23 protein-coding genes are annotated in these 23,526 nt (G+C 69.1%); 16 read left to right on the forward strand and 7 right to left on the reverse strand.

What is annotated here, in order from left to right; translation table 11 throughout:
* The first annotated feature begins 56 nt into the window (after positions 1 to 56).
* Positions 57 to 3,956, forward strand: a complete 3,900-nt coding sequence (locus IE277_RS36915) for a DNA-directed RNA polymerase subunit beta' (protein ID WP_189958120.1) — start codon at positions 57 to 59, stop codon at positions 3,954 to 3,956.
* Positions 3,957 to 4,062: 106 nt separating this feature from the next.
* Here IE277_RS36915 and IE277_RS36920 read toward each other — a convergent pair whose 3' ends face one another.
* The 6 genes from IE277_RS36920 to IE277_RS36945 form a co-directional block, all read right to left on the reverse strand.
* Positions 4,063 to 5,667 (reverse strand): M48 family metalloprotease, encoded by a 1,605-nt coding sequence (locus IE277_RS36920; protein WP_189958121.1) that lies wholly within the window; start codon positions 5,665 to 5,667, stop codon positions 4,063 to 4,065.
* Between the two features lie 28 nt (positions 5,668 to 5,695).
* Positions 5,696 to 6,181 (reverse strand): Pycsar system effector family protein, encoded by a 486-nt coding sequence (locus IE277_RS36925; protein ID WP_189958122.1) that lies wholly within the window; start codon positions 6,179 to 6,181, stop codon positions 5,696 to 5,698.
* Positions 6,178 to 7,539: a YML083C domain-containing protein gene (locus IE277_RS36930; RefSeq protein ID WP_189958123.1), complete on the reverse strand. Its 1,362-nt coding sequence runs from the start codon at positions 7,537 to 7,539 to the stop codon at positions 6,178 to 6,180. Before IE277_RS36930 ends, IE277_RS36925 begins: the two co-directional genes overlap by 4 nt.
* A 29-nt stretch (positions 7,540 to 7,568) precedes the next feature.
* Entirely contained in the window at positions 7,569 to 9,746 is a 2,178-nt protein-coding gene (locus IE277_RS36935) for a hypothetical protein (protein WP_189958124.1), read from the reverse strand.
* Positions 9,743 to 10,666, reverse strand: coding sequence for a hypothetical protein (locus IE277_RS36940; protein WP_189958125.1), 924 nt, complete (start codon positions 10,664 to 10,666; stop codon positions 9,743 to 9,745). Before IE277_RS36940 ends, IE277_RS36935 begins: the two co-directional genes overlap by 4 nt.
* 136 nt (positions 10,667 to 10,802) lie before the next feature.
* Positions 10,803 to 11,561: a Crp/Fnr family transcriptional regulator gene (locus IE277_RS36945; protein WP_189958126.1), complete on the reverse strand. Its 759-nt coding sequence runs from the start codon at positions 11,559 to 11,561 to the stop codon at positions 10,803 to 10,805.
* A 373-nt stretch (positions 11,562 to 11,934) separates the two neighbouring features.
* Here IE277_RS36945 and rpsL point away from each other — a divergent pair, with 373 nt between their 5' ends.
* The 4 genes from rpsL to tuf all read left to right on the forward strand — a co-directional run bounded on the left by rpsL (position 11,935) and on the right by tuf (position 16,295).
* Entirely contained in the window at positions 11,935 to 12,306 is a 372-nt protein-coding gene (gene rpsL / locus IE277_RS36950) for a 30S ribosomal protein S12 (RefSeq protein WP_003948652.1), read from the forward strand.
* A gap of 2 nt (positions 12,307 to 12,308) precedes the next feature.
* Complete coding sequence (rpsG, locus tag IE277_RS36955; RefSeq protein WP_005481264.1) at positions 12,309 to 12,779, forward strand: 30S ribosomal protein S7; 471 nt, start codon at positions 12,309 to 12,311, stop codon at positions 12,777 to 12,779.
* Between the two features lie 39 nt (positions 12,780 to 12,818).
* Entirely contained in the window at positions 12,819 to 14,945 is a 2,127-nt protein-coding gene (gene fusA / locus IE277_RS36960) for an elongation factor G (RefSeq protein WP_189958127.1), read from the forward strand.
* A 156-nt stretch (positions 14,946 to 15,101) separates the two neighbouring features.
* Complete coding sequence (gene tuf, locus IE277_RS36965) at positions 15,102 to 16,295, forward strand: elongation factor Tu (protein ID WP_189958128.1); 1,194 nt, start codon at positions 15,102 to 15,104, stop codon at positions 16,293 to 16,295.
* A gap of 90 nt (positions 16,296 to 16,385) precedes the next feature.
* Here tuf and IE277_RS36970 read toward each other — a convergent pair whose 3' ends face one another.
* On the reverse strand, positions 16,386 to 16,808 hold the full coding sequence (locus IE277_RS36970; protein ID WP_189958129.1) for an ATP-binding protein: 423 nt from the start codon (positions 16,806 to 16,808) through the stop codon (positions 16,386 to 16,388).
* Positions 16,809 to 16,958: 150 nt separating this feature from the next.
* Here IE277_RS36970 and IE277_RS36975 point away from each other — a divergent pair, with 150 nt between their 5' ends.
* The 11 genes from IE277_RS36975 to rpsC all read left to right on the forward strand — a co-directional run bounded on the left by IE277_RS36975 (position 16,959) and on the right by rpsC (position 23,521).
* Entirely contained in the window at positions 16,959 to 17,804 is an 846-nt protein-coding gene (locus IE277_RS36975; RefSeq protein WP_189958130.1) for a helix-turn-helix domain-containing protein, read from the forward strand.
* The gene (locus tag IE277_RS36980; protein ID WP_189958131.1) at positions 17,801 to 18,052 is read left to right on the forward strand and encodes a DUF397 domain-containing protein; all 252 of its coding nucleotides are present in this window, start codon (positions 17,801 to 17,803) and stop codon (positions 18,050 to 18,052) included. The genes IE277_RS36975 and IE277_RS36980 overlap by 4 nt, the downstream gene beginning before the upstream one ends.
* Complete coding sequence (locus tag IE277_RS36985) at positions 18,045 to 18,671, forward strand: serine/arginine repetitive matrix protein 2 (RefSeq protein WP_189958132.1); 627 nt, start codon at positions 18,045 to 18,047, stop codon at positions 18,669 to 18,671. The genes IE277_RS36980 and IE277_RS36985 overlap by 8 nt, the downstream gene beginning before the upstream one ends.
* A gap of 406 nt (positions 18,672 to 19,077) precedes the next feature.
* Positions 19,078 to 19,386, forward strand: a complete 309-nt coding sequence (rpsJ, locus tag IE277_RS36990) for a 30S ribosomal protein S10 (protein WP_003948644.1) — start codon at positions 19,078 to 19,080, stop codon at positions 19,384 to 19,386.
* A 16-nt stretch (positions 19,387 to 19,402) separates the two neighbouring features.
* A complete protein-coding gene (rplC, locus tag IE277_RS36995; protein ID WP_189958133.1) occupies positions 19,403 to 20,047 on the forward strand; it encodes a 50S ribosomal protein L3 in 645 nt (214 codons plus the stop codon).
* An 8-nt stretch (positions 20,048 to 20,055) separates the two neighbouring features.
* The gene (gene rplD, locus IE277_RS37000; RefSeq protein ID WP_189958134.1) at positions 20,056 to 20,712 is read left to right on the forward strand and encodes a 50S ribosomal protein L4; all 657 of its coding nucleotides are present in this window, start codon (positions 20,056 to 20,058) and stop codon (positions 20,710 to 20,712) included.
* The gene (rplW, locus tag IE277_RS37005) at positions 20,712 to 21,131 is read left to right on the forward strand and encodes a 50S ribosomal protein L23 (protein ID WP_189958135.1); all 420 of its coding nucleotides are present in this window, start codon (positions 20,712 to 20,714) and stop codon (positions 21,129 to 21,131) included. The genes rplD and rplW overlap by 1 nt, the downstream gene beginning before the upstream one ends.
* Before the next feature lie 40 nt (positions 21,132 to 21,171).
* The gene (gene rplB, locus IE277_RS37010) at positions 21,172 to 22,008 is read left to right on the forward strand and encodes a 50S ribosomal protein L2 (RefSeq protein WP_018543909.1); all 837 of its coding nucleotides are present in this window, start codon (positions 21,172 to 21,174) and stop codon (positions 22,006 to 22,008) included.
* Positions 22,009 to 22,020: 12 nt separating this feature from the next.
* Positions 22,021 to 22,302: a 30S ribosomal protein S19 gene (gene rpsS, locus IE277_RS37015; RefSeq protein ID WP_003992359.1), complete on the forward strand. Its 282-nt coding sequence runs from the start codon at positions 22,021 to 22,023 to the stop codon at positions 22,300 to 22,302.
* A gap of 44 nt (positions 22,303 to 22,346) precedes the next feature.
* Complete coding sequence (gene rplV / locus IE277_RS37020; RefSeq protein WP_189958136.1) at positions 22,347 to 22,694, forward strand: 50S ribosomal protein L22; 348 nt, start codon at positions 22,347 to 22,349, stop codon at positions 22,692 to 22,694.
* On the forward strand, positions 22,694 to 23,521 hold the full coding sequence (rpsC, locus tag IE277_RS37025) for a 30S ribosomal protein S3 (RefSeq protein ID WP_189958137.1): 828 nt from the start codon (positions 22,694 to 22,696) through the stop codon (positions 23,519 to 23,521). Before rplV ends, rpsC begins: the two co-directional genes overlap by 1 nt.
* Positions 23,522 to 23,526: the final 5 nt, after the last annotated feature.

Raw genomic sequence — 23,526 nt, forward strand, 5'->3', positions numbered from 1 at the left:
CCCCAGGCCCCCGTTTCAGACCACAGACTTACGACCCTGAGAGGGATTGACGCATAGTGCTCGACGTCAACTTCTTCGACGAGCTCCGGATCGGCCTGGCCACCGCTGACGACATCCGTCAGTGGAGCCACGGTGAGGTCAAGAAGCCCGAGACGATCAACTACCGCACCCTGAAGCCCGAAAAGGACGGACTCTTCTGCGAGAAGATCTTCGGTCCGACCCGGGACTGGGAGTGCTACTGCGGCAAGTACAAGCGTGTCCGCTTCAAGGGCATCATCTGCGAGCGCTGCGGCGTCGAGGTCACGCGCGCCAAGGTGCGCCGTGAGCGGATGGGCCACATCGAGCTGGCCGCCCCCGTCACGCACATCTGGTACTTCAAGGGCGTCCCGTCGCGCCTGGGCTACCTGCTGGACCTCGCCCCGAAGGACCTGGAGAAGGTCATCTACTTCGCGGCGTACATGATCACGTACGTCGACGAGGAGCGCCGCACCCGCGACCTGCCCTCGCTGGAGGCGCATGTCTCGGTCGAGCGCCAGCAGGTCGAGAACCGTCGTGACTCCGACCTGGAAGGCCGCGCCAAGAAGCTTGAGGCCGACCTGGCCGAGCTGGAGGCCGAGGGCGCCAAGGCCGATGTGCGCCGCAAGGTGCGCGAGGGTGCCGAGCGCGAGATGAAGCAGCTGCGCGACCGTGCGCAGCGCGAGATCGACCGCCTCGACGAGGTCTGGACCCGGTTCAAGAACCTCAAGGTCCAGGACCTGGAGGGCGACGAGCTGCTCTACCGCGAGCTGCGTGACCGCTTCGGCACGTACTTCGACGGTTCGATGGGTGCCGCGGCGCTGCAGAAGCGCCTGGAGTCCTTCGACCTGGAGGAGGAGGCCGAGCGTCTCCGCGAGATCATCCGCACCGGCAAGGGCCAGAAGAAGACCCGTGCCCTCAAGCGGCTGAAGGTCGTCTCCGCGTTCCTGCAGACGTCCAACAGCCCCAAGGGCATGGTCCTGGACTGCGTCCCGGTCATCCCGCCGGACCTGCGTCCGATGGTGCAGCTGGACGGTGGCCGCTTCGCGACCTCCGACCTGAACGACCTGTACCGCCGTGTGATCAACCGCAACAACCGTCTGAAGCGGCTCCTCGACCTCGGCGCGCCCGAGATCATCGTCAACAACGAGAAGCGCATGCTTCAGGAGGCTGTTGACGCCCTCTTCGACAACGGCCGTCGCGGCCGTCCGGTGACCGGCCCCGGTAACCGCCCGCTGAAGTCCCTCAGCGACATGTTGAAGGGTAAGCAGGGTCGATTCCGTCAGAACCTGCTCGGTAAGCGTGTCGACTACTCGGCGCGTTCCGTCATCGTCGTCGGCCCGCAGCTGAAGCTGCACCAGTGCGGTCTGCCGAAGGCCATGGCGCTGGAGCTGTTCAAGCCGTTCGTGATGAAGCGCCTGGTCGACCTGAACCACGCGCAGAACATCAAGTCGGCCAAGCGCATGGTCGAGCGTGGCCGCACCGTCGTGTACGACGTCCTCGAAGAGGTCATCGCCGAGCACCCGGTGCTGCTGAACCGTGCGCCCACCCTGCACCGCCTCGGCATCCAGGCCTTCGAGCCGCAGCTGGTCGAGGGCAAGGCCATCCAGATCCACCCGCTCGTCTGCACCGCGTTCAACGCGGACTTCGACGGTGACCAGATGGCCGTGCACCTGCCGCTGTCCGCGGAGGCGCAGGCCGAGGCCCGCATCCTGATGCTGTCCTCGAACAACATCCTCAAGCCGGCCGACGGCCGTCCGGTGACGATGCCGACCCAGGACATGGTCCTCGGTCTGTTCTTCCTCACCACCGACGGCGAGATGCGTGACGTCAAGGGCGAGGGCCGTTCGTTCGCGTCCGTGGCCGAGGCGATCATGGCGTTCGACGCCGGTGAGCTCTCGCTGCAGTCGCGCGTGGACATCCGTTTCCCGGTGGGCACCATCCCGCCGCGCGGCTGGACCCCGCCGGCCCGCGAGGAGGGCGAGCCGGAGTGGCAGCAGGGTGACAGCTTCCGGCTGAACACCACCCTGGGCCGTGCGCTCTTCAACGAGCTGCTGCCCGAGGACTACCCCTTCGTCGACTACGAGGTCGGCAAGAAGCAGCTCTCCGAGATCGTCAACGACCTCGCCGAGCGCTACCCGAAGGTCATCGTGGCGGCGACGCTCGACAACCTGAAGGCGTCCGGCTTCTTCTGGGCCACCCGTTCCGGCGTCACCGTCGCCATCTCCGACGTCGTCGTCCCCGACGCGAAGAAGGAGATCGTCAGGGGTTACGAGGCCCAGGACGAGCGGGTCCAGAAGCAGTACGAGCGCGGTCTGATCACCAAGGAAGAGCGCACGCAGGAGCTCATCGCGATCTGGACCAAGGCGACCAACGAGGTCGCCGAGGCGATGAACGCGAACTTCCCGAAGACCAACCCGGTCTCGATGATGGTGAACTCGGGTGCCCGAGGCAACATGATGCAGATGCGTCAGATTGCCGGTATGCGTGGTCTGGTGTCGAACGCGAAGAACGAGACCATCCCGCGTCCGATCAAGGCCTCGTTCCGTGAGGGCCTCTCCGTGCTGGAGTACTTCATCTCCACGCACGGTGCCCGTAAGGGTCTGGCGGACACCGCCCTGCGTACCGCCGACTCGGGTTACCTGACCCGTCGTCTGGTGGACGTGTCGCAGGACGTCATCATCCGCGAGGAGGACTGCGGCACCGAGCGCGGTCTGAAGCTGCGGATCGCCTCGCGCGACGCCGACGGCGTGCTGCGCAAGGCGGACGACGTCGAGACCAGCGTCTACGCCCGCATGCTCGCCGAGGACGTCGTCATCGACGGCAAGGTGATCGCGCCGGCCAACGTGGACCTCGGTGACGTGCTCATCGGCCAGCTGGTGCAGCACGGCATCGAGGAGGTCAAGACCCGCTCGATCCTGACCTGTGAGTCGCACGTCGGCACCTGCGCGATGTGCTACGGCCGTTCGCTGGCCACCGGCAAGCTGGTCGACATCGGTGAGGCGGTCGGCATCATCGCCGCCCAGTCCATCGGTGAGCCCGGTACCCAGCTGACGATGCGTACCTTCCACACCGGTGGTGTGGCCGGTGACGACATCACCCAGGGTCTGCCGCGTGTCGTCGAGCTCTTCGAGGCCCGTACCCCGAAGGGTGTCGCCCCGATCTCCGAGGCCAGCGGCCGTGTCCGCATCGAGGAGACCGAGAAGACCAAGAAGCTCGTCGTCACCCCGGACGACGGCAGCGACGAGACGGCGTTCCCGATCTCCAAGCGTGCCAAGGTCCTGGTCAGCGAGGGCGAGCACGTCGAGGTGGGCCAGCAGCTCACCGTGGGTGCCACCAACCCGCACGACGTGCTGCGCATTCTGGGCCAGCGTGCCGTCCAGGTCCACCTGGTCGGCGAGGTCCAGAAGGTCTACAACTCGCAGGGTGTGTCGATCCACGACAAGCACATCGAGATCATCATCCGGCAGATGCTCCGCCGCGTGACGATCATCGAGTCCGGCGACGCCGAGCTGCTGCCCGGCGAGCTGGTCGAGCGCTCGAAGTTCGAGACCGAGAACCGTCGTGTGGTCCAGGAGGGCGGTCACCCGGCCTCCGGTCGTCCGCAGCTGATGGGTATCACCAAGGCCTCGCTGGCGACGGAATCCTGGCTGTCGGCCGCCTCCTTCCAGGAGACGACCCGAGTCCTGACGGACGCGGCGATCAACGCCAAGTCCGACAGCCTCATCGGCCTCAAGGAGAACGTCATCATCGGTAAGCTCATCCCGGCCGGTACGGGCCTGTCCCGCTACCGCAACATCCGGGTCGAGCCGACCGAGGAGGCCAAGGCCGCGATGTACTCGGCCGTCGGCTACGACGACATCGACTACTCGCCGTTCGGCACGGGCTCCGGCCAGGCCGTTCCGCTGGAGGACTACGACTACGGTCCGTACAACCAGTAAGCGAGCAGCATGAAGGGCGGTCACCCCGGCACGGGGTGGCCGCCCTTCGGCGTGTCCGGGGGCCTTGGGACCTGATCCGCCGGAAGGCCCTGGCGGCGCAGAGGTCCTAGCGGCGCAGGCCCAGATAGGGCTCCAGGGCGCTCAGCCGGGTGTGGTGATCCGGGTGGGTGGACAGCAGCCTGGCCAGGGCGCCGGGCCCCTTGAGCTTCTGGCCCTGCGCGGCCAGGGCCGCCTTGGCCGCCTCCTCCTCGGCCTGGGAGTGGAGGAGGACCTCGGACAGTTGGCGCGCGAAGCCCAGCTCGGCGGCCTGCTGGTCCGCCCGCAGCTCGCCCCGCCGGCCCACGTAGGCCAGCAGGTAGGGGGCGAGCACGAGCGGGATCGTCAGGTACCAGGCCGTGAGGAAGGCGGCGAGGACCACCACCGACATGAAGAAGGCAAGGAACGCGGTCGCCGCCAGGGAGAAGAAGCCGGCGATCGCGATCGCGACCCGGGCCAGGGCGCGGGTCATCGCCCAGGCGATCCGGCCGGGCAGTGAGTACCAGTAGCCGAGCAGTCCCGCCCAGGCGTGGCCGCCGGTGTGGTGCCCCAGCTCGTGCGCGAGTACGGCGGCCAGGTTGCTGCTCGGGATCCGGTTGAGGGAGTAGGTCGTGACGCAGACGACATGGCCGGCCACCGCCGCCGCGTTCAGCTCGTCGCTGTTCTCCACCATCAGCTCGTAGGTGCCCGGTTCGATGCCCGCGCGGGCGGTCACCTCGTGCCAGACGGGCTCCAGGCGGGCCCGCTCCGCCTGTGTGGGCGGCCGCAGCTTGAGCACGAACCGGGCGAAGGCCCGCTCGGTCGGCCGGTGGAAGACGAGCAGGCCGGAGGCGACCCAGGCCACGACCACGAGCGTGCCCATGACGCTCCCGAACAGGCCGACCGCTATGGATCCGACCAGCGAGAGGCTCACCAGGGCCCCGGGCAGCTGCACCGCCAGCCGTCCGATCGCCGTCGCGTCGGCCCCGCGCTGGTGCTCGGCCACGTGCACGCGGGCGCCGCGATGGCGGTAGTCGAGGTCGTCGGGGGCGGCTTCCGGTGCCGGCGGGGTCGCGCCGGGGCGGTACGCGGGCGGCGGCGGCACCGCGCCGTCCTGCGGGGCAGGCGGGGCCGACGGATAGCCGGGGGCGGGGTGGGGCGGGACCGGGCCGCCGGCGGTCGGGTATGCGGGTGGTGGGTCGTGAGGCGTCGCGGTGCCGGTGGGGTAGGCCGGGGGCGTGCCCGGGTGGGCGGGTGCCGCGGCCGGGTACGCCGGGGGAGCGGGCGGCAGGTCCGGGGCGGCCGTCGGGTACTGCGGCGCAGCCGCGGGATACGCGGGTTCGCCCGGGTACGGCGGCGGGCCGGCGGGGTAGGCGGGTGGTGCGGGACGGGAGGACGGCTCGGGGTAGGCGGGTGGTGCGGGACGGGAGGACGGCTCGGGGTAGGCGGGTGGTGCGGGACGGGAGGACGGCTCGGGGTAGGCGGGTGGTGCGGGACGGGACGGCGGCTCGGGGTAGGCGGGTGGTGCGGGACGGGAGGACGGCTCGGGGTAGGCCGGTGGTGCGGGACGGGAGGACGGCTCGGGGTAGGCCGGTGGTGCGGGACGGGACGGCGGCTCGGGGTAGGCGGGTGGTGCGGGACGGGACGGTGGCTCGGGGTAGGCCGGTGGCGCGGACGGGTCCGGCGGCTGGGACATGAGCGGGGCTCCTTCGAGTTCGGGGACGTCAGCCGATGAGCGCGGCGGTGGGGAGCAGCAGGGCGCCGACGCAGAAGGCGATCAGGCCGGTACGGATCCAGCGGTGCTTGGACGCGGCGATCCTGCTTTTGTCGGCGAGCGCGGCCAGCACGGCGGCGGCGGGGTCACGGTCGGTGTCGGCGAGCGCCTCCGCCAGCCGGCCCTCCCGTACCGCCTCTCGGATGTCGCCGAAGTAGCACAGGGGACGTCCTTCGGCCCACGGTCCGGAGCGGAGGCGGGGGAGCACCGCGAGCAGCAGCGCGACGAGTGACAGGGCCAGCGCCGCCGTCCCGGCCCACCACAGACCGGTGCCGGGCGCCGTGAGCCGGCTCGGCGACCAGTTCCTGCCGGCCACCAGCCCGGTGAACACGCCGGCCGTCATGCCCAGCGCCGCCACCAGGACGGAGGCCTTGGTGTCGGCTCGCGCGATCTCGTCATGCAGCTCGGCGAGCAGTCGTTCCGCCGTGGAGGTCATGCCGAACCCGCTTCGGGGGATTCCTCCCGGGCTGTGCCGGGAGCGGGCGGTACGGCCGGTGCGGGCCCGTCGGTGACGAGCGTCAGGGGAGGCACACCCGGCGCCGGGGGGACGTACGGGGGCTGACCGGCGGTGGGCGGAGCGTACGGGGGCTGACCGGCAGTCGGTGGCGTGTACGGGGGCTGACCGGCAGTCGGCGGAGCGTACGTCGGCGGTCCCATCGGTGCCTGTTCGTACGGCGGTTGCCCTTGCGGCGGCTGGTCGTACGGGGCCGATGCGGTGCCGGGAGCGGCGTACGGTCCCGGGGGCTGGGCGGGCGGCGGTCCCGGGGTGTAGGGCTGCGGCGGGACGTACGGCTGCTGCGGGGGCATGCCGGGGGGCAGGGCCTGGGGCGGCGCCTGGGGCGGAGCCGCCTGCTCCCGCATGAGTTCGTCGACGGAGCGCAGCACGGAGCGGGCCGACTCGGCCTTCTGGTAGTCCTCCAGGGTGTCCCCGGCGATCAGCTGCAACTCCTGTCGGATGGCGCCGAGTTGGTCCTTCTCCAGGGTGCCGACGACCATCCGGGTGTCCCCGGGGTGGGCGGCCAGGTGCAGGGCCCAGGCGGCGACGCCGCCGTGCTGGAGCCAGTACTGGTAGAAGGCGATCTTCTGGGCGATCAGCTCCTGGGACTGCTGCTCGCGCAGGACGTCCAGTTGGTGCTGGAGCTGCGCCTGGCGCATCTGGTACTCGTGCTCGGGGTCGAGCATCTCCGACTCGTAGCGCAGGGCGCGCTTGCGCCGGCGGTGGGCGATCGCGTCGTCGTCGAGTCGCAGCCGTACCACGCACGTCACGCTGAGACCGGTGCCGGCGGCGAAGATGTCCTCGTCCTCGACGGCCCGCTGCACGGCCCGTTCGGCGGCGGGGCTGTCCTCGATGGAATAGCGCCGGGTGACCGGGCGGCCCACCTGCTGGAGTTCGCGGGAGAGCCGGGTCGGCACATCCCGTTCGCCGCTCGCCACGAAGGCGATCGGATCCGCCACCCGCCAGGTGAGCTCGGCGGTGGCGCCGAAGGCGAAGGCGTCGTCGTCGCTGGGCAGTTCGAGGTCCAGCCGGACCGGGTGGCTGCCCATGTCCACCTCGTAGACGGAGGTGTAGCGACGGGTGGCCGCCTCGGTGCGGCTCGGGCGGTGCGGCGGCATGTAGACGTCGTACGAGCCGTTCGCGGTGACGAAGACCAGAGCGTGGTCGATCGCGCCCACCTGCCGGCGAGTGGTGTAGTCGAACCGCGAGATCGGACGCACGGTCAGCACCGGGTCGATCAGCGCGGTGTGCCGGTCGGCGTGCTGGGTCCACTCCGGTGGCCGGCGGAAGTCCGCCATGGTGCAACTCCTCTTGTTCCTGGGGTGGTTCAGTGCGAGGCCGCGGCCGGATGGACCACGGCGAGCAGGCGCTGCGCCAGCGGCGGGCGGGGACTGCCGTCCTCGGCGCGCATGGTGCGCAGTTCGTGGTCGAGTCGCTTGCGGTCCTCGGCGGTGACGATCAGCGCGGGCAGCAGCAGTTCCAGGGCCCGTTGCGCGTCCGTGCGGCGGGCGGCGACATGGATCCAGGTCCGCAGGGCGGTCAGCGCCGCGCGGGTGTGGGTGCGGTCGCCCAGCGCGGTGCGCCACAGGGTGGCCATGTCGCGGGCGGTGTCCTCCTGGTACATGCCGGTCTCGGCGTACCAGCCGACGAGCGAGCCGTCCTCGTCGTTGTCGCAGGCACGGGCGAAGGCGGCCAGGGCGAGGTCGCGGACCGCCGGGGTGTCCCGGTACAGCAGCCGTACGAACTCGGCGAGCACCTCGCCGCGGCGCTGGCCGGCGGACAGCAGCAGGGCGGCGGACTCGGTGAGGTTGTTCTGTTCGGCCTGGCTGCTGGCGGCGACCCGGGCCCGGGAGGCCAGTGCGTCGAGGGCCGGCCCGGCCAGGTCGGGGCGGAGCGGGGCGAGCAGGCCGAAGGCGCGGATGGCGGTCCAACGCCGCCCCCACTGACCGTCGTTGCACCACTGGGTGAGCAGCCGCAGTACGACCGGCCCGCCGAGGACCTGGGCCAGGGTGAGGGTGTTGGCGGCGGTGACGCGCGGGCCGACGGCGCGTGCGGTCGCCCATCCGTCGACGAGCAGTGCCATCGTGGAGGGCAGGTCGGCGGCGCCGAGCAGCGCGGCGGCCGCGGCGGCGCGGGTGCGGACCAGGGGGCGGCCGTCGCGGGCGAGTTGTCTCAGCCACTCGACCAGGGCCGGCCGGGCCGAGGGGTGGCTGGTCCACACCTCGGTGAGCAGCACCTGGGGGGTGCGCTCGTCGCAGAAGGCGGCCATGAACTGCGGAACGGGACCCCAGTCGGTCTGTTCCTGCCGGATCTCCCCCTCGGCCCGGGCAAGCACGAGGCGGTCCTTCGCCGTCGGCCCGAACACCGGGATGGTCGGCGGTGTGTCGGGGTGCTGCAGGCGCTCGAAGTGGACGAACAGCTTGTCGGCGAGTTCGGCGGCCAGGACGTAGGGCGCCTGGTCGAAGACGGCCAGCGAGATGAGGAAGGCCTTGTCCCGCAGCCCGGTCTCCGGATCGCCGAGCCAGTCCCGGCACTGCTTCTCCACGGCGGCCTGCCCGAAGTCCGCGAGCCGGGCCAGCGCGTGCGGGCTGCCGTCGTACGCCGCGAGCGCCTCGGCGAACGCGGCGGCCTCGGCCGGACGGCGGTCGGCGTCGGCGAGGAAGCCGGTCACCGGTGCGAGAGCGAGCAGGGCCTCGGCGTCAGCGGGTCTGCGCCGGGCGAGCAGGGCCCGTACGACGTCCTCGGCGGGCGGCGCGGTCCATGGGCAGGGGGTGACGCCGGGCAGATGGGGGGAGTTCTCGACGGTGACGACGAGGTAGCCGTCGGCCTTGACGAGCTGGTCGCGGGCGGCGAACAGATGGGTGTCGCGCAGCGGCCGGTTGCGGCTGAGCGGCAGGTCGCGCAGGACGTAGCCGCCGGGCTGGGTGAGTGTGCCGCTCAGCGCGGCTGGCGGGGTCTCGGGGCTCAGCGCGTGGACGGCCGGGACACCCAGCCGGTGCAGCAGCATGAGGGCGGCGGTGTTGCGGCCGGTGGCGTGGGCGCCGGAGAGGACCAGCACCCGTTCCTCGCGTAACCGCTCCAGCGCGGCGGCGAAGGCGGGCCCGTCGGCGAAGACGGCGGCCAGCTCCTCGATCCGCTCGCGGGGTATCTCGCCGGAGGTCTCGGGCGTGCCGCCCTGGGGGCCGTGGTAGTGGTGCTCGGTCCGGCCGCCCAGGTAGACGTCGCCGCGGACCTGGCCGCCGGACACGCCGTGCTGGGCACCGCCGACCAGGCTGCCGCCGAAGCGGGTCTCGTCGCCGAGGAAGAAGCCCGGGGTGTGCGCGACCAGTTCGCGCTGGGCGGCGCGTGCCTCCTGGGCGCCCTCCGCCTCCATGCCGCCGTCGGACAGCGGATCCGCGCCGGGCGCCTGTCCCTGTGCGGACTGGCCGGGCGGCGGCTGCTGGGCGGCACCACCGCCGGGCGCACCGCCGTCGGGTGCGGGCTCGGCCCCCGCCGCGGCCGTCATGCCTCCTCACCGACCGTTCCGCCACCCAGGTGTACGTCGCCGGTGACCTGGCCGCCGGACACGCCGTGCTGGTCACCACCCACGAGGCTGCCGCCGACGTGGATCGAGCCACTGCCGAAATTGAACACGGCACCACCGCCGGGCGCCGCGGCCTGCGTGGCCGGCGCGGGTGATCCGGGCGCGGCCGCCTGCTCGGCCTGCGCCGGCTCCCCGGCCGGTGTCGTCTCGGCGGTCGGTGTCGTCACAGCGGCCGGTGTCGTGGGCGGTGACCCCGGTGCCGGGACGTCCCCCGACGTGCCCGGCACCGGGGTTTCCCCCGCCCCCGTGTCACCGTGGTTCGTGGTGCCGTGCGGTGCCGGGCCGTGGAGCCAGGCCCGCAGCGGTCCGTTCTTGCTGGTCAGGGTCACGGGGTGGAAGGTGTCGGCCCGGATGCCGGGGTGGTCGTGGCGCACGATCCCCGCGTGCACGCTCTCCGACACGCACAGCGCGAAACCGTCGGTCCGCTCCCGCAGCGCGGCCCGCAGCAGCGGGGCGTCGAGCAGTCGGCAGGCGTGGTTGAGGTCCGAGCCGACCCAGCCGCCGTGGTCGTCGACGGCCACGTACCCGGTGGCGACCACGCCCCGCAGCCGGATCTGGGCCGAATTCGACGCCAGCCGGTTGTAGCCGTGCAGCTGCGCCGGCACCTCGGTGAGCAGGGCTCGCAGCAGTGCCGTGACCGGGGCACCCGCGTCGATCAGCTCCATGACGGAGTCGCCGCGGTCGGCCCGCTGCCGCTGTGTCTCGTCGATGCCGGCCTGTTCCAGGGCCCGGTCGGCGATGTTGTAGAGAACGCGTCGCAGATACGCCTGCTCCACGTCGTCCCGGTCGCTGTACCTCTCGATGTCGAGCAGGAGCATCGTCCGGCTCACGGGGTCGTTCATGAGCGCCTCTCGGTGAATTCCGTACGGGGTCGGGCCGCGCCGCCGACAGAAGCGTGGCGCGGGGGGTCGGAGGGACGTGAGGACGGATGAACCATTCGGACTGTGACCGTGTGCACAGAACGGACGGTCGCGTCCCTCACTGCGGCGGCTGGGCCCGCGCGATCCTGCGCAGCACATCCGGCCGTACGATCACCAGCGCCCGGCGGCCGGTGCGGACCACGTCCCGCTCCCGCAGCTCCTTCAGCAGCCGCTGCACCGCCTCGCGGGAGGCACCCACCGAGCCCGCGAGCTCCTGTTTGCTCAGCGGTACCGAGAGCTCGACGCCCTCGGCGGTGCGCCGGCCGTGGGTGCGGGCGAGGTCGAGCAGCAGGGTGGCGAACCGCTCCTTGACGTTCATGGAGGCGAACTCCAGACGCCGCCGGTCGGCGGCGCGGGTGCGGTCCGAGGTGAGGCCGAGCAGGGCGAAGGACACGGCGGGGGAGTCGGCCAGGAACTCGGTGAAGCGCTCACGCTGGACGGCCACGGCGCGCACCTGTTCCAGCGCGGTCACGGTGGCCGAGCGGGTCCGGCCGGTCAGCGCCGCCGACTCGCCGATGATGTCGCCGGGCCCGCGCAGGGCGAGCAGCGCCTCGTAGCCGCTCGCGGCCGCCGCCGTGACCTTCGTCCAGCCCTGGACGACGAACAGCACGTGCGAGGACGGCTCCGACTGGCGCAGGAGCACGTCCCGGGGCGCGAAGTCCAGCTCATGGCCGAGGGCGAGCAGCGTGGCCCGGTCGGCCTTCTCCAGGCGGGCCAGGAACGGCACCCGGTCGTCGAGACCGTCGTCCGCCGATGTCTCGTCCGGTGCCGCGGCAGGTGTGTGCCGCGGTAAGGCGTGCGGTGTGTCCCCCGTCATCGATCCTCGTCCCCACAGGCCGACAGGACCGCTCAACGTACAGAAGCGACGGGCCGCGCGGGGACGGAACGGCAGGGTTCATCGGAAGCAGTGGGAACGCGGTGCGGGGAACCGGGACAAGTCCGGCGTGTCGGGGCACGCTCCATTTGTTTTGACCGAAGTCCGTGAGGTAGGTACGCTCAGACCTTGTGCCTGGGGTGTGCCCTGGCTCGCGTGCGTGCCTTCAAACCGCATGGCGAGCCGCGAGCGGCCACCGTAATCTGTGCTGTTTTCGCCTTGCGGCGGGAGTCCGCCGGATTCGACACACCCGACCGCGTGGGTCGGCGACGTTCCAGGTTAGCTTCACATTCGGCACACAGAAACCGGAGAAGTAGTGCCTACGATCCAGCAGCTGGTCCGTAAGGGCCGGCAGGACAAGGTCGAGAAGAACAAGACGCCCGCACTCGAGGGTTCCCCTCAGCGTCGTGGCGTCTGCACGCGTGTGTTCACGACCACCCCGAAGAAGCCGAACTCGGCCCTGCGTAAGGTCGCGCGTGTGCGTCTGACCAGCGGGATCGAGGTCACGGCCTACATTCCGGGTGAGGGACACAACCTGCAGGAGCACTCCATCGTGCTCGTGCGTGGTGGCCGTGTGAAGGACCTGCCCGGTGTTCGCTACAAGATCATCCGCGGCTCGCTCGACACTCAGGGTGTCAAGAACCGCAAGCAGGCCCGCAGCCGCTACGGCGCCAAGAAGGAGAAGTAAGAATGCCTCGTAAGGGCCCCGCCCCGAAGCGCCCGGTCATCATCGACCCGGTCTACGGTTCTCCTCTTGTCACGTCGCTGATCAACAAGGTGCTGCTGAACGGCAAGCGCTCCACCGCCGAGCGCATCGTGTACGGCGCCATGGAGGGCCTGCGCGAGAAGACCAGCAACGACCCGGTCATCACGCTGAAGCGCGCGCTGGAGAACATCAAGCCGACCCTCGAGGTCAAGTCCCGCCGTGTCGGTGGTGCGACGTACCAGGTTCCGATCGAGGTCAAGCCCGGTCGCGCCAACACGCTCGCGCTGCGCTGGCTGGTCGGTTACTCCCGCGCCCGTCGCGAGAAGACCATGACCGAGCGTCTGCTCAACGAGCTTCTCGACGCCTCCAACGGCCTTGGTGCCGCTGTGAAGAAGCGCGAGGACACCCACAAGATGGCCGAGTCCAACAAGGCCTTCGCGCACTACCGCTGGTAGTCGCTACCCACATCGAGACCGAGAGAAGACTGAGCCGATATGGCTACCACTTCACTTGACCTGGCCAAGGTCCGCAACATCGGGATCATGGCCCACATCGACGCGGGCAAGACGACCACCACCGAGCGGATCCTGTTCTACACCGGTGTGTCGTACAAGATCGGTGAGGTCCACGACGGCGCTGCCACCATGGACTGGATGGAGCAGGAGCAGGAGCGTGGCATCACGATCACCTCTGCTGCCACCACCTGCCACTGGCCGCTCGAGGACGTCGACCACACGATCAACATCATCGACACCCCGGGTCACGTCGACTTCACCGTCGAGGTGGAGCGCTCCCTGCGCGTGCTCGACGGTGCCGTGACGGTGTTCGACGGCGTCGCCGGCGTGGAGCCCCAGTCCGAGACGGTGTGGCGTCAGGCGGACCGTTACGGCGTTCCGCGTATCTGCTTCGTCAACAAGCTCGACCGCACGGGCGCCGAGTTCCACCGCTGCGTGGACATGATCTCGGACCGCCTGGGCGCGCAGCCGATCGTCATGCAGCTCCCGATCGGTGCCGAGGCCGACTTCAAGGGCGTCATCGACCTCGTGACGATGAAGGCCCTGGTCTGGTCCGCCGAGGCCACCAAGGGCGAGATGTACGACACCGTCGACATCCCGGACACGCACACCGAGGCTGCCGAGGAGTACCGCGGCAAGCTGCTGGAGGCCGTGGCCGAGAACGACGAAGAGATCATGGAGCTGTACCTGGAGGGCACCGAGCCCACCGTGGAGCAGCTGTACGCCGCGATCCGTCGTATCACCATCGCGTCCGGCAAGGGCACCGGCACCACCGTGACCCCGGTGTTCTGCGGCACCGCGTTCAAGAACAAGGGCGTCCAGCCCCTGCTCGACGCGGTCGTGCGCTACCTGCCGTCCCCGGTCGACATCGAGGCCATCGAGGGCCACGACGTCAAGGACCCCGAGGTCGTCGTCAAGCGCAAGCCGTCCGACGACGAGCCGCTGTCGGCGCTGGCGTTCAAGATCATGAGCGACCCGCACCTCGGCAAGCTCACCTTCGTCCGGATCTACTCCGGCCGCATGGAGTCCGGCACCGCCGTGCTGAACTCCGTGAAGGGCAAGAAGGAGCGCATCGGCAAGATCTACCGCATGCACGCCAACAAGCGTGAGGAGATCGAGTCGGTGGGCGCCGGCGACATCGTCGCCGTCATGGGCCTGAAGCAGACCACCACCGGTGAGACGCTGTCCGACGACAAGAACCCGGTCATCCTGGAGTCCATGGACTTCCCGGCGCCGGTCATCCAGGTCGCCATCGAGCCCAAGTCGAAGGGTGACCAGGAGAAGCTGGGCGTCGCGATCCAGCGCCTGGCCGAGGAGGACCCGTCCTTCCAGGTCCACTCGGACGAGGAGACCGGCCAGACCATCATCGGTGGTATGGGCGAGCTGCACCTTGAGGTGCTGGTCGACCGAATGCGCCGTGAGTTCAAGGTCGAGGCCAACGTCGGCAAGCCGCAGGTCGCGTACCGCGAGACGATCCGCAAGGCCGTCGAGCGCGTGGACTACACCCACAAGAAGCAGACCGGTGGTACCGGTCAGTTCGCCAAGGTGCAGATCGCGATCGAGCCCATCGAGGGCGGCGACGCCTCGTACGAGTTCGTGAACAAGGTGACCGGTGGCCGCATCCCGAAGGAGTACATCCCTTCGGTCGACGCCGGTGCGCAGGAGGCCATGCAGTTCGGCATCCTCGCCGGTTACGAGATGACCGGCGTGCGCGTGATCCTGCTCGACGGTGCCTACCACGAGGTCGACTCCTCCGAGCTCGCCTTCAAGATCGCCGGTTCGCAGGCCTTCAAGGAGGCCGCGCGCAAGGCTTCGCCCGTGCTCCTTGAGCCGATGATGGCCGTCGAGGTCACCACGCCCGAGGACTACATGGGTGAGGTCATCGGCGACATCAACTCCCGCCGTGGCCAGATCCAGGCCATGGAGGAGCGGGCTGGTGCCCGCGTCGTGAAGGGCCTCGTGCCCCTGTCGGAGATGTTCGGCTACGTCGGCGACCTCCGTAGCAAGACGTCGGGTCGCGCAAGCTACTCGATGCAGTTCGACTCCTACGCCGAGGTTCCCCGGAACGTCGCCGAGGAGATCATCGCGAAGGCCAAGGGCGAGTAACGCACCGCGTTCACACGCCGTAGGCTTGACTCCGGAGCCTCACGGGTCATTCATCCGCGTTTGTGGGTGAATGACCCGAGGCCCGGGACCTAACAGCAAAGATCACCTGGCGCCGACGAACCAAGGCGTACAGAACCACTCCACAGGAGGACCCCAGTGGCGAAGGCGAAGTTCGAGCGGACTAAGCCGCACGTCAACATCGGCACCATCGGTCACATCGACCACGGTAAGACGACCCTCACGGCCGCCATTACCAAGGTGCTGCACGACGCGTACCCGGACCTGAACGAGGCCACCGCGTTCGACAACATCGACAAGGCGCCCGAAGAGCGTCAGCGCGGTATCACCATCTCCATCGCGCACGTCGAGTACCAGACCGAGGCGCGTCACTACGCCCACGTCGACTGCCCGGGTCACGCGGACTACATCAAGAACATGATCACCGGTGCCGCGCAGATGGACGGCGCGATCCTCGTGGTCGCCGCCACCGACGGCCCGATGCCGCAGACCAAGGAGCACGTGCTCCTGGCCCGCCAGGTCGGCGTTCCGTACATCGTCGTCGCCCTGAACAAGGCCGACATGGTGGACGACGAGGAGATCCTGGAGCTCGTCGAGCTCGAGGTCCGTGAGCTCCTCTCCGAGTACGAGTTCCCGGGCGACGACGTCCCGGTCGTCAAGGTCTCCGCGCTGAAGGCGCTCGAGGGCGACGCCGAGTGGACCCAGTCCGTGCTCGAGCTCATGAAGGCTGTCGACGAGTCGATCCCGCAGCCCGAGCGTGACGTCGACAAGCCGTTCCTGATGCCGATCGAGGACGTCTTCACGATCACCGGTCGTGGCACCGTCGTCACCGGTCGTATCGAGCGTGGTGTCCTCAAGGTCAACGAGACCGTCGACATCATCGGCATCAAGACCGAGAAGACCACCACCACGGTCACCGGCATCGAGATGTTCCGCAAGCTGCTCGACGAGGGCCAGGCCGGTGAGAACGTCGGTCTGCTGCTCCGTGGCATCAAGCGCGAGGACGTCGAGCGCGGCCAGGTCATCATCAAGCCGGGCTCGGTCACGCCGCACACCTCGTTCGAGGCGCAGGCCTACATCCTCTCCAAGGACGAGGGTGGCCGCCACACGCCGTTCTTCAACAACTACCGTCCGCAGTTCTACTTCCGTACGACGGACGTGACGGGCGTTGTGACCCTCCCCGAGGGCACCGAGATGGTCATGCCGGGCGACAACACCGAGATGTCGGTCGAGCTGATCCAGCCGGTCGCCATGGAGGAGGGCCTGAAGTTCGCCATCCGTGAGGGTGGTCGCACCGTGGGCGCCGGCCAGGTCACCAAGATCAACAAGTAAGTTCCGCTTGCTTGAGGGTCATCCGACCTGAAGGTCTCTGACCTGACGAGAGGCCCGTACGACTTCGGTCGTACGGGCCTCTTCGGCGTTTCAGGGGCCGCTGGGGAACGAGAGCTCGGCCCAGACGGTCTTGCGCGGGTGCCGTCCCTCTGCGACGCCCCAGCGGTCGGCGAGGGCCTCCACGAGGATGAGTCCGCGACCCGATTCGCCGGCCGTGGTCGGCGCCTGGAGCCGGGGCAGGCGGTCACCTCGCGTGTCCGTGACCTCGATACGCAGCGTCCCGCCGACGATGTACAGCAGCAACTGGAAGTCACGGCCCGGCACACGCCCGTGGGTGGCGGCGTTGGCGGCCAGCTCGGCGACGATGTGCGTGGCCTTCTCCAACGGCAGCCCCCAGGTGCGGAGTTGCTGCTCGGTGAGCAGCCGGGCGAGACGGGCGCCGCGTGGCGTGGGGGACAGGCGGACGCTGAAGTTGGGGACGCTGCCGCTGAGTTGGTTTTCAGGGGCAGTCATTTCTCGATTCACGTCACCGAGCGTGGCGGAACCTGCTTCGGTGAGGGGAGTGACTACGCCTGCACGTACGGTGACTGTCCCCGCTTTGTCTCGGCTGTCTCGGCTGTCTCGGGCGTTGTACGGGTACGACTGGGCGGCGAAGGAGGAGCGATGGGCGAGGGTGTGGACGAGGCGGGCTGGGACGTCGAGCCGGGCGACGAGATCGAGCCCGTGGTCCAGGCGGTGGGGCGCCTGCTGCGGGTGTGCCGGGAGGCGGCGGGGCTGACGGTGTCCGAGCTGGCCGAGGCCATGGGGTACGGCGAGGACATGATCCGCAAGATCGAGCGGGGCGCGCGGATTCCCCGCCCGGAGTTCCTGGACAAGGCGGACCGCCTCCTGAAGGCACAGGGCCATCTGAGGGCGTTCATGGAGGACATGAAGAAGGCTCGGTATCCGAAGAAGATTCGCGAGCTGGCCGACTTGGAGGGACGGGCCGTGGAGATGCTGCTGTACGGCAGCCACAACATCCATGGCCTGCTGCAGACGCCGGAGTACGCGCGAACGCTGTTCGGGACGAGGCAGCCCGCGCTCAGTGAAGACGCCGTGGAGCAGGCAACCGCCGCACGCATGGCTCGAAAGGCCGTCTTCGAGCGGGAACCCGCCCCGACACTCAGCTTCGTCCAGGAACAGGTGACGCTCGAACGCCCCTACGGTGGGAAGATGGTGCTGCGCCGACAGCTCGAACACCTCTTGGAGGTGGCGCAGTTGAGGAACGTCACGCTCCAGGTCATGCCGACCGACCGGGAGGAGAACGCTGGAGCCGCGGGCCTGATCCAGGTGCTGAAGTTTGCCGACGGCACGGCGATCGGACGTTCCAGCGGCGTGTTGAACGGCCGCCCGATCTCAGACCCCAAGGATCTCCGGATCCTTGAGCTGCGCTATGGCATGATCCGGGCGCAGGCTCTCACGCCGAGGGAGTCGCAGATCTTCATCGAGCGAGCGCTGGGGAGACTATGAGCACCGCCGAACTCCACTGGTTCAAGAGCAGCTACAGCGACAGCAGCGAACCAAGCGACTGTGTCGAGGTGGCTCTCGCCTGGTCCAAGAGCAGCTACAGCGACAGCAGTAACGGCAACGACTGCGTCGAAGTCGCCCCCACCCCCACCACCATCCACATCCGCGACTCCAAGTACACCGAGGGCCCGCAACTCGCCGTCGTCCCCACCGCCTGGACCGAGTTCCTCCCGTACGCGGCCCGTGGCTGATCCGTACCCCTGGGGGCCGCCGTACGGCGGCCCACCTCCGCCCCTGCGGGACATCCCGGCCAGGGACCTGCGGCCGCGGCGCGTCTGGTACGTCGTGGGCGCGCTGCTGGGGCTCGTCCTGGTCGGTGCCGGTATCGCGTCCATCGTGACGACGGTGAAAGACACGATGCACTCGGTCGACACGGCCCGGAGCTTCTCCAGTGGTGGCACGCGCACGTTCGGCTTCGTCCGGGGCGAGACCAAGGCGATCTACGTCTCCCAGGCCGGGCCGGGGCACGTCGAGTGCCGGATCCCGGAGCTGGGGTCCGGGTCGATCACCCGGCCGGACAGCACCTTCCGCGTCACCCTCGGGTCCCGCTCCTGGGACCGCGTCTTCGAGGTGCGGACCGGCAGCACCGGTGACTACGCGCTCACCTGCACCTCGGAGCGGCCGGCCGAGTTCGCGCTGGGGGACAGGCCCCGGGTGGGGGCGACGATCGGCGGCATCGCCGCGGGGATCGGCTGCTTCCTCGCCGCGCTCGCCGCGGTCACGGCCATCGTCCTGGTGACCGCCGTACGGCGTAGCCGCCACCGCCGCCGGCTCGCCGCAGCGCGGGCCGCGGGCGGGTCCGCGGTTTGACCTGCGTCACCTTCGGGGTATTCTCTCCGGCTCGATTGGCCAGGCCCCTGCCCCATATGGCAGACTGTCCGAGTTGCTCGGTCGAGTGTTGATGCTGCGCGCCTCCCGCCGGGAGGACCGGAAGCGAGTCCCACAGTACTCGTCGTCCTAACTGCCCTCGGGCAGCACTGGGGCGGACGTACGGGAATCTTCCGGGAAGTGTCAGCGCGGCACCGGCCAGGCACCCGGTGGACCTTTGGTCCCCGGTCCGCGGTTCCGGAAGGGCCGTCGCATTCCCCGCAGGGATGTTCGAACAAGGGGCATCTGTGTCAGCGGGAGCGCGACACACCCGACCGCGTGGGTCGGAGAACAGCACAAGGAACACCTGGTTCCAGAGCGTTAACAGAGACAGGACTACTGAGTAGCCATGGCGGGACAGAAGATCCGCATCCGGCTCAAGGCCTACGACCACGAGGTCATCGACTCCTCGGCGAAGAAGATCGTCGAGACGGTGACCCGCACTGGTGCGTCGGTCGCGGGCCCGGTGCCGCTGCCCACTGAGAAGAACGTGTACTGCGTCATCAAGTCGCCGCACAAGTACAAGGACTCGCGCGAGCACTTCGAGATGCGCACGCACAAGCGCCTGATCGACATTCTCGACCCGACCCCCAAGACCGTTGACTCTCTGATGCGACTCGACCTCCCGGCCGGTGTCGACATCGAGATCAAGCTCTGAGGCTGGTGGGCTGAGAATGGCTAAGCAGATCAAGGGCATCCTGGGCGAGAAGCTCGGCATGACGCAGGTGTGGGACGAGAACAACCGCATCGTTCCGGTCACCGTCGTCAAGGCCGGCCCCAACGTCGTCACCCAGGTCCGTACGAACGATGTCGACGGCTACGAGTCGGTCCAGATCGCCTTCGGCGAGATCGACCCTCGCAAGGTGAACAAGCCCCTCAAGGGCCACTTCGCCAAGGCCGACGTCACCCCCCGCCGTCACCTCGTCGAGATCCGCACCGCGGACGCCTCCGAGTACACGCTGGGCCAGGAGATCTCCGCTGAGATCTTCGAGGCCGGCGTCAAGGTGGACGTGACCGGCAAGAGCAAGGGCAAGGGCTTCGCCGGTGTCATGAAGCGTCACAACTTCAAGGGCCTCGGCGCCGGTCACGGCGTTCAGCGCAAGCACCGCTCCCCCGGTTCCATCGGTGGCTGCGCCACCCCGGGCCGTGTGTTCAAGGGCGTCCGCATGGCGGGTCGCATGGGCAACGAGCGCGTCACCACCCAGAACCTGACCGTCCACGCCGTTGACGCGGAGAAGGGTCTGCTGCTCATCAAGGGCGCGGTTCCCGGTCCGAACGGCGGCCTCGTCCTGGTCCGCACCGCGGCCAAGGGGGCCTGAGGTAACCGATGAGCACTGTTGACATCCTTTCGCCGGCGGGCGACAAGGCCGGTACCGTCGAGCTCCCCGCGGAGATCTTCGACGTAGAGAAGATCAGCGTTCCGCTGCTTCACCAGGTCGTCGTCGCACAGCTGGCCGCTGCCCGCCAGGGCACGCACAAGACCAAGACCCGTGGCGAGGTCCGTGGTGGCGGCAAGAAGCCGTACCGCCAGAAGGGCACCGGCCGCGCCCGTCAGGGCTCGACCCGCGCGCCGCAGTTCGCCGGCGGTGGCGTCGTCCACGGCCCGCAGCCGCGTGACTACTCGCAGCGCACCCCGAAGAAGATGAAGGCCGCGGCCCTGCGCCACGCCCTCACCGACCGGGCGCGTCACAACCGCATCCACGTCGTCTCCGGCGTGGTCGAGGGCGCGACCCCCAGCACCAAGGCCGCCAAGTCGCTGTTCGGCAAGATCTCGGAGCGCAAGAACCTGCTCCTGGTCGTCGACCGCGCCGACGAGGCCGCGTGGCTGTCCGCCCGCAACCTGCCCCAGGTCCACATCCTGGAGCCGGGCCAGCTGAACACGTACGACGTTCTCGTCTCGGACGACGTGGTCTTCACCCAGGCCGCTTTCGAGTCCTTCGTGTCCGGCCCGAAGGCCAATGACACCGAAGGGAGCGAGGCCTGATGGCTATCCGTCACCCCGCTATCGCCTCGAAGGCCGCCAAGGCCGCCAAGGCCGCGCGCGTCGCCAAGGCGCGTCGCCACGCCACCGAGGGCAAGAACACCGTCGAGACCCCGCTGAGCAAGTCGTACACGGACCCCCGTGACGTCCTGCTGAAGCCGGTCGTCTCGGAGAAGAGCTACGCGCTCCTGGACGAGAACAAGTACACGTTCATCGTCGACCCGAACGCCAACAAGACCCAGATCAAGCAGGCCGTCCAGGCGGTCTTCGACGTCAAGGTCACCGGGGTCAACACGATCAACCGCCAGGGCAAGCGCAAGCGCACGAAGAGCGGCTTCGGCCAGCGTGCCGGCACCAAGCGCGCGATCGTGACCCTCGCCGAGGGCGACCGTATCGACATCTTCGGCGGTCCGACCGCCTAAGGGCGGTCCGGATCGTCCGATATCGGACGAGGACTGAGAAATGGGAATCCGCAAGTACAAGCCGACTACGCCGGGCCGTCGTGGCGCCAGCGTCGCCGACTTCGTCGAGGTCACGCGGTCCACGCCGGAGAAGTCGCTGGTCCGCCCCCTGCACAGCAAGGGCGGCCGTAACAACGCCGGTCGTGTGACCGTTCGCCACCAGGGTGGCGGACACAAGCGCGCCTACCGAGTGATCGACTTCCGTCGTCACGACAAGGACGGCGTGCCGGCGAAGGTCGCGCACATCGAGTACGACCCCAACCGCACCGCGCGCATCGCGCTGCTGCACTACGCCGACGGCGAGAAGCGCTACATCCTCGCCCCGCGCAACCTGCAGCAGGGTGACCGCGTCGAGAACGGTCCCGGGGCCGACATCAAGCCGGGCAACAACCTGGCCCTCCGCAACATCCCGGTCGGTACCACGATCCACGCGATCGAGCTCCGTCCCGGTGGCGGTGCCAAGTTCGCCCGCTCCGCCGGTGCCTCCGTGCAGCTGCTCGCGAAGGAGGGCGCCTACGCCCACCTGCGCATGCCGTCCGGCGAGATCCGTCTCGTCGACGTCCGCTGCCGCGCCACCGTCGGTGAGGTCGGCAACGCCGAGCAGAGCAACATCAACTGGGGTAAGGCCGGCCGTAAGCGGTGGCTGGGCGTTCGCCCGACCGTCCGTGGTGTCGTGATGAACCCGGTTGACCACCCGCACGGTGGTGGTGAGGGCCGGACCTCCGGTGGTCGCCACCCTGTGTCCCCGTGGGGCAAGAAGGAAGGCCGTACTCGTTCGCCCAAGAAGGCGTCGAACAAGTACATCGTCCGCCGCCGCAAGACGAACAAGAAGCGCTAAGGACGGGTTGAGATGCCTCGTAGCCTGAAGAAGGGGCCCTTCGTCGACGACCACCTGATCAAGAAGGTGGACGCCCAGAACGAAGCCGGCACCAAGAACGTCATCAAGACCTGGTCCCGCCGCTCGATGATCGTCCCGGCCATGCTGGGCCACACCCTCGCGGTGCACAACGGCAAGACCCACATCCCGGTGTTCGTCACCGAGTCGATGGTCGGTCACAAGCTCGGCGAGTTCTCGCCGACGCGCACCTTCCGGGGTCACGTCAAGGACGACCGGAAGTCGAAGCGCCGCTAGTAGCGGATCGCATTCAGACACGTAAGTAACTGAGAGGGACAACCATGGAAGCCAGGGCCCAGGCGCGGTACATCCGCGTCACGCCCATGAAGGCCCGCCGCGTGGTGGACCTGATCCGTGGCATGGACGCCACGGAGGCTCAGGCTGTTCTGCGATTCGCTCCGCAGGCAGCCTCCGCGCCGGTCGGCAAGGTGCTCGACAGCGCCATCGCCAACGCCGCGCACAACTACGACCACACCGACGCCGACAGCCTCTTCATCTCCGAGGCGTACGTCGACGAGGGCCCGACCCTGAAGCGGTTCCGGCCGCGCGCCCAGGGCCGTGCCTACCGGATCCGCAAGCGGACCAGCCACATCACCGTGGTCGTCAGCAGCAAGGAAGGAACCCGGTAATGGGCCAGAAGGTTAACCCGCATGGGTTCCGGCTCGGTGTCACGACCGACTTCAAGTCGCGTTGGTACGCCGACAAGCTGTACAAGGACTACGTCAAGGAAGACGTCGCCATCCGTCGGATGATGACGTCCGGCATGGAGCGCGCCGGTATCTCGAAGGTTGAGATCGAGCGCACCCGTGACCGCGTGCGGGTGGACATCCACACCGCTCGTCCGGGCATCGTCATCGGCCGCCGTGGCGCCGAGGCCGACCGCATCCGCGGTGACCTCGAGAAGCTCACGGGCAAGCAGGTCCAGCTGAACATCCTCGAGGTCAAGAACCCCGAGACCGACGCTCAGCTGGTTGCCCAGGCCGTTGCCGAGCAGCTCTCCTCCCGCGTCTCCTTCCGCCGCGCCATGCGTAAGAGCATGCAGTCGGCGATGAAGGCCGGCGCCAAGGGCATCAAGATCCAGTGCGGTGGCCGCCTCGGTGGCGCCGAGATGTCCCGCTCGGAGTTCTACCGCGAGGGCCGTGTGCCCCTGCACACGCTCCGCGCGAACGTGGACTACGGCTTCTTCGAGGCCAAGACGACCTTCGGCCGCATCGGTGTGAAGGTCTGGATCTACAAGGGCGACGTCAAGAACATCGCCGAGGTCCGCGCCGAGAACGCTGCCGCCCGTGCGGGTAACCGCCCGGCCCGCGGTGGCGGCTCCGACCGCCCGGCCCGTGGTGGCCGCGGTGGCGAGCGGCGCGGTCGCAAGCCGCAGCAGGCTGCCGGCGCCGAGGCCCCCAAGGCCGAGGCTCCGAAGGCCGAGGCTCCGGCTGAGAGCACCGGAACGGAGGCCTGACCGAC

The sequence above is a fragment of the Streptomyces alanosinicus genome, assembly GCF_014650595.1.
GTDB lineage: Bacteria > Actinomycetota > Actinomycetes > Streptomycetales > Streptomycetaceae > Streptomyces > Streptomyces alanosinicus.

Coding starts and splice junctions, on each gene's coding strand:
- IE277_RS36920 (WP_189958121.1), bottom strand. CDS start 5,667: ATGTCCCAGCCGCCGGACCCGTCCGCGCCACCGGCCTACCCCGAGCCA.
- IE277_RS36925 (WP_189958122.1), bottom strand. CDS start 6,181: ATGACCTCCACGGCGGAACGACTGCTCGCCGAGCTGCATGACGAGATC.
- IE277_RS36930 (WP_189958123.1), bottom strand. CDS start 7,539: ATGGCGGACTTCCGCCGGCCACCGGAGTGGACCCAGCACGCCGACCGG.
- IE277_RS36935 (WP_189958124.1), bottom strand. CDS start 9,746: ATGACGGCCGCGGCGGGGGCCGAGCCCGCACCCGACGGCGGTGCGCCC.
- IE277_RS36940 (WP_189958125.1), bottom strand. CDS start 10,666: ATGAACGACCCCGTGAGCCGGACGATGCTCCTGCTCGACATCGAGAGG.
- IE277_RS36945 (WP_189958126.1), bottom strand. CDS start 11,561: ATGACGGGGGACACACCGCACGCCTTACCGCGGCACACACCTGCCGCG.
- rpsG (WP_005481264.1), top strand. CDS start 12,309: ATGCCTCGTAAGGGCCCCGCCCCGAAGCGCCCGGTCATCATCGACCCG.
- fusA (WP_189958127.1), top strand. CDS start 12,819: ATGGCTACCACTTCACTTGACCTGGCCAAGGTCCGCAACATCGGGATC.
- IE277_RS36970 (WP_189958129.1), bottom strand. CDS start 16,808: ATGACTGCCCCTGAAAACCAACTCAGCGGCAGCGTCCCCAACTTCAGC.
- IE277_RS36975 (WP_189958130.1), top strand. CDS start 16,959: ATGGGCGAGGGTGTGGACGAGGCGGGCTGGGACGTCGAGCCGGGCGAC.
- IE277_RS36980 (WP_189958131.1), top strand. CDS start 17,801: ATGAGCACCGCCGAACTCCACTGGTTCAAGAGCAGCTACAGCGACAGC.
- rpsJ (WP_003948644.1), top strand. CDS start 19,078: ATGGCGGGACAGAAGATCCGCATCCGGCTCAAGGCCTACGACCACGAG.
- rplC (WP_189958133.1), top strand. CDS start 19,403: ATGGCTAAGCAGATCAAGGGCATCCTGGGCGAGAAGCTCGGCATGACG.
- rplD (WP_189958134.1), top strand. CDS start 20,056: ATGAGCACTGTTGACATCCTTTCGCCGGCGGGCGACAAGGCCGGTACC.
- rplW (WP_189958135.1), top strand. CDS start 20,712: ATGGCTATCCGTCACCCCGCTATCGCCTCGAAGGCCGCCAAGGCCGCC.
- rplB (WP_018543909.1), top strand. CDS start 21,172: ATGGGAATCCGCAAGTACAAGCCGACTACGCCGGGCCGTCGTGGCGCC.
- rpsS (WP_003992359.1), top strand. CDS start 22,021: ATGCCTCGTAGCCTGAAGAAGGGGCCCTTCGTCGACGACCACCTGATC.
- rplV (WP_189958136.1), top strand. CDS start 22,347: ATGGAAGCCAGGGCCCAGGCGCGGTACATCCGCGTCACGCCCATGAAG.
- rpsC (WP_189958137.1), top strand. CDS start 22,694: ATGGGCCAGAAGGTTAACCCGCATGGGTTCCGGCTCGGTGTCACGACC.